Below are 7,681 nucleotides of genomic sequence, written 5' to 3' on the forward strand. Positions count from 1 at the left end.
CCTCCAAACGCTTTCTTTAGAAGGTGACAACATTGAATATCCCACAACTACAAGTAACAACAACAAAAGCGCAACTAGGTTTCACCACCCAACAACCAACACAACAAATCGAACAACCAAAAGCAACCCTGGACCTACAACAACCAAAAGCGGAAATGTCCATAAACACAACAAAGTCCAAACTCTCAATAGACACAACAGAAGCCCGCGCCGACATGGACCTGAAAAGCGCCGCCCGCCGCACCTCCGATGTCGCGCAGTACGCCCAATCACAAGTCTCAAATGGAATCGCCCGCCGTGCACAAGACGGCAACGACATGATGCGGATAGAAAACGGCGGCAATCCAATAGTGGCATTCGCCGAAAGAGCGTTCAGGCAACCCTATAGCAGCCTGAACGTCAAATTCGTCCCATCCATCGGCAGCGTCAAAGTTTCATTCCAATCCGGCAGTGTAGATATTCGAGTAGAACCCCAAAAAGTGATCAACAACAGCCATGCAAACAAACCGATACATAACTACACACCCGGCAAAGTAACAACAGAACTAATCCAAAAACCATCTATCCAAATCGACTGGAAAGTCTAAGTTAAAAAGGAGCAAAACCCATGAAAATCCAATCCACCATCCTCGGACAGGTAGAAGCATCCGAATCCGAAATCCTAACATTCGAAAAAGGCCTACCCGGCTTCGAAAACGAGAATAACTTTATACTACTCTCTATAGAAGGCAACGAAGTCTACCAGATTCTCCAATCCATCCATTCAAAAGAAATCGGCTTCGTAACAGCAAATCCATACCTTTTCACCAGCGACTACACATTCCATTTGGATGAATCAACCGTAGAAACCCTCAACATAGAATCCGAAGAAGACATCATCGCGTTGGCAATCGTCACAGTAAAAGAACCATTCAACACCTCGACCGTAAATTTAAAAGCACCCGTCATCATCAACACAACATCCAAAAAAGCAAAACAATGCATCCTGGAAAACACAGACTATCCAATCAGATATGCCATCGACGCACAATTGCAGAAAGACAAGGGGTGACAGCATGCTCGTACTCTCTCGGAAAAAAGGCGAATCCATCTGGCTCGGCGATCAAATCGAAATCACCATCAGTGAAATAAAAGGTGACCAAGTACGGATAGCTATTAACGCACCTAAAAATGTTACCATTTTACGGGGTGAACTACTAAAAGAAGTATCGGAATCTAACACCGAAGCCATTAACATAGACGGATTCATGGACTTCCTCAAAAACGGGGAGAAATAGAACACCGGGTGTCTAAAAACCGGGTACGAGTTATCGACTCCACGCCGGATGTCCAGTTACTGACTCAATTCGTGATTTTTGAATTGTGGCAGCAACTGGCATCCATTTTAAAAAATACCCTTTTCTATTAAACATTCCAAAAGAGTATCCGATATTACTAGTGTAGCGAGGAAAACGGGGTCCGGCCGGCCCGGTCTTCTCGGTATAAACGATGTGCTCACAAGGATGTGAGCAACAACCATTCAAGGAGGAAAATATAATGAGAATTAATCACAACATCGCGGCACTTAACACGCACCGTCAGTTGGGTAGTGCAACTACTAATCAATCTAAATCAATGGAGAAATTGGCTTCAGGTCTTCGTATTAACAAAGCAGGGGACGATGCAGCTGGTCTTGCAATCTCTGAGAAAATGCGCGGACAGATTCGTGGATTGGATCAAGCAAGTAAAAATGCACAAGATGGAATCTCTTTGATTGCAACTGCTGAGGGTGCTTTGAATGAAACGCACGATATTTTACAACGTATGCGTGAACTAGCAGTACAGGCTTCAAATGATACAAATGATAATGGAAATGATCGTGCTGCTCTTCAAGCAGAAGTTACACAATTAAAGGCTGAAATTGATCGTATTGCAGATACAACACAGTTTAATGGTAAAAACCTGTTAGATGGAACATTAGGTGCAACTGCAAGTGCTGATGCAGCAAAATCTACAGTTCTTGGAGTAGTAGGCGCAACAAGTGTAACTAATTTAGGCTTAAAGTCTGGCACTAGCGGTGCTGATAAAACATATGCTATAGCTGTTAATGGAGCTAATTATGAACTGAAAGATGGAGCAACTGTTGTTGCAACGGTTGCTACAACCGATGTAACGGATTTAAATGGTAAAGGCGGAGCAGTTACATTTAAAGATGCTGATGGTAAAGCTCTTTTAAATGTACAAACTTCTTCAGCGTTTAAGTCAACTGCTGCAGATTTAGCTGGTAATGTTGTAGTTGGTGGGGATGAGGTTAAATTTTTAATTGGTGCTAATGCAGGGCAAGACATCAGTCTTTCTGTTGCTGATTCAAGCACTACAGGATTAGGAATTGATGCTCTTACTGTAGGCACAGCTGATGATGCGCAAGCAGCTATTACAGCTTTAGATGCTGCAATTAACACTGTTTCTACTACTCGTTCAAGTTTAGGAGCTACTCAAAATCGTCTAGAACACACAATTAATAACTTGGGTACATCTTCTGAAAACCTAACTGCTGCGGAATCTCGTATCCGTGACGTTGATTATGCTTTAGCTGCGTAAGCAGTGACAAGCACAGTCGTCCTAGCTGGTAACGGCTAGAGAGTATGATCGGGTGAATTGCTGGAAACCCCTTAGAGCTTTTCTTGCCACAACGTAGTTGGAAACAACAAGCGTAACGGTTCGAAAAAAGAAAAGATTGGGCAATCAGCAGCGAAGCTCCTGTCTCGAAAGAGTGGAGAACGTTCAACGACTAGGATAGACCATCTACGGCTTCGGCCATGATGATGAAATCCATAGGTGAAACAATGTTCATCAGCATTGCGAATCCGAAGCGCCCGACCCCTACTAGGAAACTAGAGGGTGAAGATATAGTCTAGTCATTTATGAAAGTAAATGTTTCGCACGATGGCGAAAGAAATGATGGAACAAACAAAGAACTCAATCCTTTCACAAGCAGCACAAGCAATGTTGGCTCAAGCCAACCAACAACCACAAGGGGTTTTACAACTTCTTCGTTAATATTATTCAACAAATTAGGGACTCTAGCTTTGCTAGGGTCTTTAATTTTATTTAGGAGGACATAGGTTGCGGGAATATCGTATTTTAAGGCATGTTACAAAAAAGGAATTTTTGGGTTCTATAATTTCTGATGGTGCTTTAATGGGGGATTATGTCCAAAGAACAATGGATAAAGGTTACATCTCGTTTGAGTCGAATCCTACAAATGATACCTTACTAGAAGTATTCCATATACTTAAGGATTGGGAAGGTACTGAACTATTCGAACTAATATTTGACGGTGAGCGACTAATACAGGCTGGTTATGAGATAAGACCTACGATAAATGGAGTATCCTACATCAAAGAAGAGATAGACCATGCAATGAAAACCAAAGGTTTAAGAGAAGTCTCACATGAAATCGGAGATTACGTATTTATAAACGGTAATGTTCCATTAAAGTTCCTAACAAGTAGCTCGAAAAAGGAAATTGAAAAATGGGCTAGTGAAAATAATATGATTGAATTGGAAGTAAAATCAACTTTATATAATTGGGCGTGATAAAAAGGTAACATAACGGAACTTGAATATACACGCGTATGATGTTCACAAATATTGGGCTTCTCTCTTCGGAGGGAAGTCCTTTTTCAATTGAAGGAGGGAAAAGTTGAAGATACTGGACGAACATAGCGACTTAGTGACGGATACCTGTGTAAGGTTGTATTCAGTTGATTCACTACAATTACATATTTATAAGTGTATGACTAGATAAACGTTATTTTGGCTGCATTATTATACAATTGTGTGAGTTTTTCATTGTTGTTTCTTGCACAGGTACTCAAACTACTACGCCTATGCAACGCTAGTGGGTACTCAAACTAAGAGATTGAATAGTTATAACTAATACTCGATATATTTTCAAGATATTGTTATAATGTAATTGTAGATAATAAGTCTATAGGTATGTGTTTCGGCACATGCGTTCCGAACAGCTGTATAGGGCATTCGTTTCGCTATGCTATGATACAATCATACACAGTGAAATTGAATGGAGGACGCTGCTAATGCAACTACTAATTGACTTATCAGTTTACCCCACGGTCTTATACCAATAAGACTGTTAAACTTTAACCTAACTTAATTGTTCGGGAGGCGGTTGAAAAATTATTCCTCCTTGCACACCGTCGCAAAGACAGGGGGAATAAACTTATGTATTCAGATCAAGATTTTAAAAATATGGTTACAAGAGAAAAAGTTAAGGATACTTTTGAATTATATTTGGCTCAAAAAACAGATATACTTACGGAAGAGCCGACAATAGAGGTACGTGAAGGTCTAGATGGTATTGGCTATCAATTGTTTCAAAAAACATTATCTCATCAAATTGATACAATATATAAACGAATTCAAAGAAGTAATTATTTCTTTTACCCATTAAAAGAAGTTGAAATTTCTAAAGATCCATTATTGACTATTGTAGAGGCAAAGAAACAGGGTAAGACACGTACTTTGTCCATCGCTATAATTAGGGATATAATTACTCAAAAATTATTATATGATTTCATAAATCCAATAGCAGAAAAACAGTTTAGTGAATTGTCATATATCAGTTTTGCCTATAGGAAAAATGTGAATGCTCAAAAAGCCGCTCAGAAAGTATTTCATGATATAAAAGACGGTTATATTTATGCACTAGATGCAGATTTGAAAGGTTTTTTTGATAATATTCCACATGAACAATTATTTGAACAAGTAAAAGCATTTTTTCCAAACATGCCGGGTATCCAAAAACTATTGTATAGATTTATCCATGTTGATATTGGAGTAATAAAGAAACGAGAACCAAAACGAAAACTAATCAGAGTTAAGAGAAAAAAAGGTATACCACAAGGTGGTATCATATCTGGTTTATTAGCAAATATTTATCTTCACCAATTTGATCTATGGGTTATCAAGAATTTGGGAAGTCATTTTGACTTGCGTTATACAAGGTATGCGGATGATTTTGTAATAGTCGCTAAAAATAAAGAGGATATAATTACTATTAAAGAAGAGTGTAATAACTTTCTGGAAGATATTTCACTTATACTACATCCAGATCCACAAAAAACAAAAATAAGTACCATCACTAAGGATAAAGGGCTTGATTTTGTAGGTTTTAAAATTTCCCAAAATCACATAGGAATAAAAGAGGACAATATAAAAAAGTTTAAATATCGGATTGAAAAAATCTTGAAGAGTACAGATTTTTCAAAACAGAAATCGCTTGAGCTTTTAAAGCTAAGGTGCAGCTATAAATTCTTTGGAAATGATTTGAAAAAATTTAAGTGTCAAACATGTGGCGAATTCGAGCAAGCTAGAAATTGGATGAAATTCTTTTTGGTTGTTACAGATACTAAGCAGCTTAAGCAATTGGATTCTTGGATATATAAATCTATAAATTATTATTACTTTAAAAATATAGGAATTAGATTGAATAAAAATGCCCTTAAGGAAATAGAATTCCCGTCTTTAGAGTTACTTTACTATACTTATAGAAAACAGCTGAATAAAAATACGTCATATTGTGTATGTAACGCCATTGATAAGAGTATTGTGCCTACTAGAAACCCATATGAAGAACTATTTAGTAGTTATTCTTGAAATTGCAACTGAAACAAAAAAATAGGGACCTGTGCACGAGATAATTTCGGGTACCTATTATGTTAAATAGATAGTCGGCAAATGAAAAAACCATTGTTTTCAGGGTATAAGAGAAGTACCAATCACAGAACTTCCAATATACAATTCCCACCAAAAAGGAGGAGCTGAAAACAATGGTTACACTATCATTTAATCATATTCAGGGGAAGAATGGAAGTCATTGGAACCGCTTAATGCGGGAAGAGAAGGCAAAGGAATATTGTATTGTAGCGATTGATGCGGCAAAGTTTGTAAATACAGCGATGGTGTGCACAATCTACAGCGATATTTTACAGGGTCCATTTGAGTTTGACGGATAAATGACAGGCTATCAACTGATGAAGAAACACATTGACGCAACTTGCGAAGCTTATTCCCTAGTTACGGGTACCTGTGTAGAGCGACCGAGCCTAGGTTGCAACATATAGCGGGTGGGAACCCCGCCGAGTAAGAATTAAAATTCGGGTACCTGTGCATGAAACTATTCCGACAATACACTACAATTACATATTTATGAGAAAAAAACGTTAAAGTCTAATGTTTATTGAATATTTATACAATTGGTTGAATTGTTGGTTGTTGTTTGTTGCACAGGCACCCACACAATTACGAGAAAAGATACTTCAAAGGTTAAACCGCCGTATACGGAACCGTATGCACGGTGGTGTGAGAGGGAGGCTAACCAATTAATGGTTAGCCTCCTACTTGATTGAATGAAAAATGTTGGGAAATGCAGAGGGCTTGAGTATAAGAAGTTACATTTATACGCACAAGCCCTTCATTGATGTGTGGTTAGCCATTGATTTGATTTTCGGATTGGGGATAATAGCATTGTCTTTTTAAATATCAGTTAAGTCATATAAATTATCTAATAAGTATAACTTACTCGCTTTGACTTCCGCGATGTTTAATCCATTTTTATGAAGCTTGCTTAGTGTATGTATCACCATTTTTGGATGAATAAATTGTTCCATTTTTTTATCAACTATTTCAGTAATATAAGTTGTAAAATCATAATTATCATGTAATTCATGAGTCATATGTCTAATTGGAGCAAGTAAGAAATGCGAAAGTTGAAATTGACAATTTGCATCGAGCTTTTCAATAACCAATTTTCTGTTCTTATCTAGTGTTCGAACGTCCTGCGATTGGTTAGAGGCGGAGTCTTGAACGGCTTCCAAAACTATTGCATAAATCAATAACTTTTCTTTAGAATTAGTAGTGACTTTCAAAATTGATTTTTTTTCTACTTCTAATGAATAACGATGTAAAAAGCCATAGTCTTTATTCTCAATATCTACCCCTTTACTAGAATCAGTAGTATATGTACTTTTAATAGTTAAAGATTTAAGAAATATAAATGATTTTTCACCTAGAATATAAAGTTTAAATTCGGGTACCTGTGCATGAAACTATTCCGACAATACACTACAATTACATATTTATGAGAAAAAAACGTTGAAGTCTAATGCTTATCGAATATTTATACAATTGGTTGAATTGTTGGTTGTTGTTTGTTGCACAGGCACCCACACAATTCAATTAGAGCACAACTGGGTGAAGGGAACTTCTTGAAGCTCCCTTCACGACAACGCAGCTGGAAACAGCAAACGTGACCGTTCAAAAAGAAGCGAGATTGGACAATCAGCAGCCAAGCTCCTGTGGGGAAACCCTGGAGAAGGTTCAACGACTAGGACATACCGTCTAAAGCAAACCGCCACGACGATGAAATCCGTAGGTCATTACCACCTCCCGAAGCGCCCGGCCCCAAACAGATCAAGCTGTGGGTGAAGATATAGTCTATTCTATGATCGAAAGACATAGCAGCAAAGCAAGCCAACCAACAACCACAAGGGGTTCTACAACTTCTTCGTAGTAGTGACGGGTACCTGGTGTATGAAATAATCAAATTACCTTGATTAACCATAAAAAATCCCCAGCGACTTCAAGTAAGATATAAGTACCTGACAGGGAACTCAAT

Annotated in this window: 8 protein-coding genes and 1 pseudogene; 8 read left to right on the top strand and 1 reads right to left on the bottom strand. The window is 38.0% G+C overall.

The genetic code is table 11. The annotated features are described in order from the left end of the window. Nucleotides 1–32: 32 nt before the first annotated feature. The 8 genes and pseudogenes from FILTAD_RS04995 (at nucleotide 33) to FILTAD_RS05030 (ending at nucleotide 6,020) form a co-directional block, all read left to right on the top strand. Nucleotides 33–587, top strand: a complete 555-nt coding sequence (locus tag FILTAD_RS04995; RefSeq protein WP_124069418.1) for a DUF6470 family protein — start codon at nucleotides 33–35, stop codon at nucleotides 585–587. Between the two features lie 20 nt (nucleotides 588–607). After that, nucleotides 608–1,051 carry a flagellar assembly protein FliW gene (fliW, locus tag FILTAD_RS05000; protein ID WP_124069419.1) on the top strand — a complete coding sequence of 148 codons (444 nt, stop codon included), beginning with the start codon at nucleotides 608–610 and terminating at the stop codon, nucleotides 1,049–1,051. 4 nt (nucleotides 1,052–1,055) lie between these two features. Then, nucleotides 1,056–1,277, top strand: coding sequence for a carbon storage regulator CsrA (gene csrA / locus FILTAD_RS05005; protein ID WP_124069420.1), 222 nt, complete (start codon nucleotides 1,056–1,058; stop codon nucleotides 1,275–1,277). 259 nt (nucleotides 1,278–1,536) lie between these two features. After that, on the top strand, nucleotides 1,537–2,580 hold the full coding sequence (locus tag FILTAD_RS05010; RefSeq protein WP_124069421.1) for a flagellin N-terminal helical domain-containing protein: 1,044 nt from the start codon (nucleotides 1,537–1,539) through the stop codon (nucleotides 2,578–2,580). 345 nt (nucleotides 2,581–2,925) lie between these two features. Next, nucleotides 2,926–3,039, top strand: a pseudogene (locus FILTAD_RS05015) (flagellin); the annotation flags it as partial. A 66-nt stretch (nucleotides 3,040–3,105) separates the two neighbouring features. Then, entirely contained in the window at nucleotides 3,106–3,579 is a 474-nt protein-coding gene (locus tag FILTAD_RS05020) for a hypothetical protein (protein ID WP_124069422.1), read from the top strand. Nucleotides 3,580–4,227: 648 nt separating this feature from the next. Beyond that, nucleotides 4,228–5,661: a reverse transcriptase domain-containing protein gene (locus FILTAD_RS05025; RefSeq protein ID WP_124069423.1), complete on the top strand. Its 1,434-nt coding sequence runs from the start codon at nucleotides 4,228–4,230 to the stop codon at nucleotides 5,659–5,661. A 173-nt stretch (nucleotides 5,662–5,834) separates the two neighbouring features. Beyond that, complete coding sequence (locus FILTAD_RS05030; RefSeq protein ID WP_203229654.1) at nucleotides 5,835–6,020, top strand: hypothetical protein; 186 nt, start codon at nucleotides 5,835–5,837, stop codon at nucleotides 6,018–6,020. Between the two features lie 519 nt (nucleotides 6,021–6,539). Here FILTAD_RS05030 and FILTAD_RS05035 read toward each other — a convergent pair. Next, nucleotides 6,540–6,932: a hypothetical protein gene (locus FILTAD_RS05035; protein ID WP_124069424.1), complete on the bottom strand. Its 393-nt coding sequence runs from the start codon at nucleotides 6,930–6,932 to the stop codon at nucleotides 6,540–6,542. Nucleotides 6,933–7,681: the final 749 nt, after the last annotated feature.

Origin of the sequence: Filibacter tadaridae (genome assembly GCF_900609045.1) — a bacterium.
Lineage (GTDB): Bacteria > Bacillota > Bacilli > Bacillales_A > Planococcaceae > Sporosarcina > Sporosarcina tadaridae.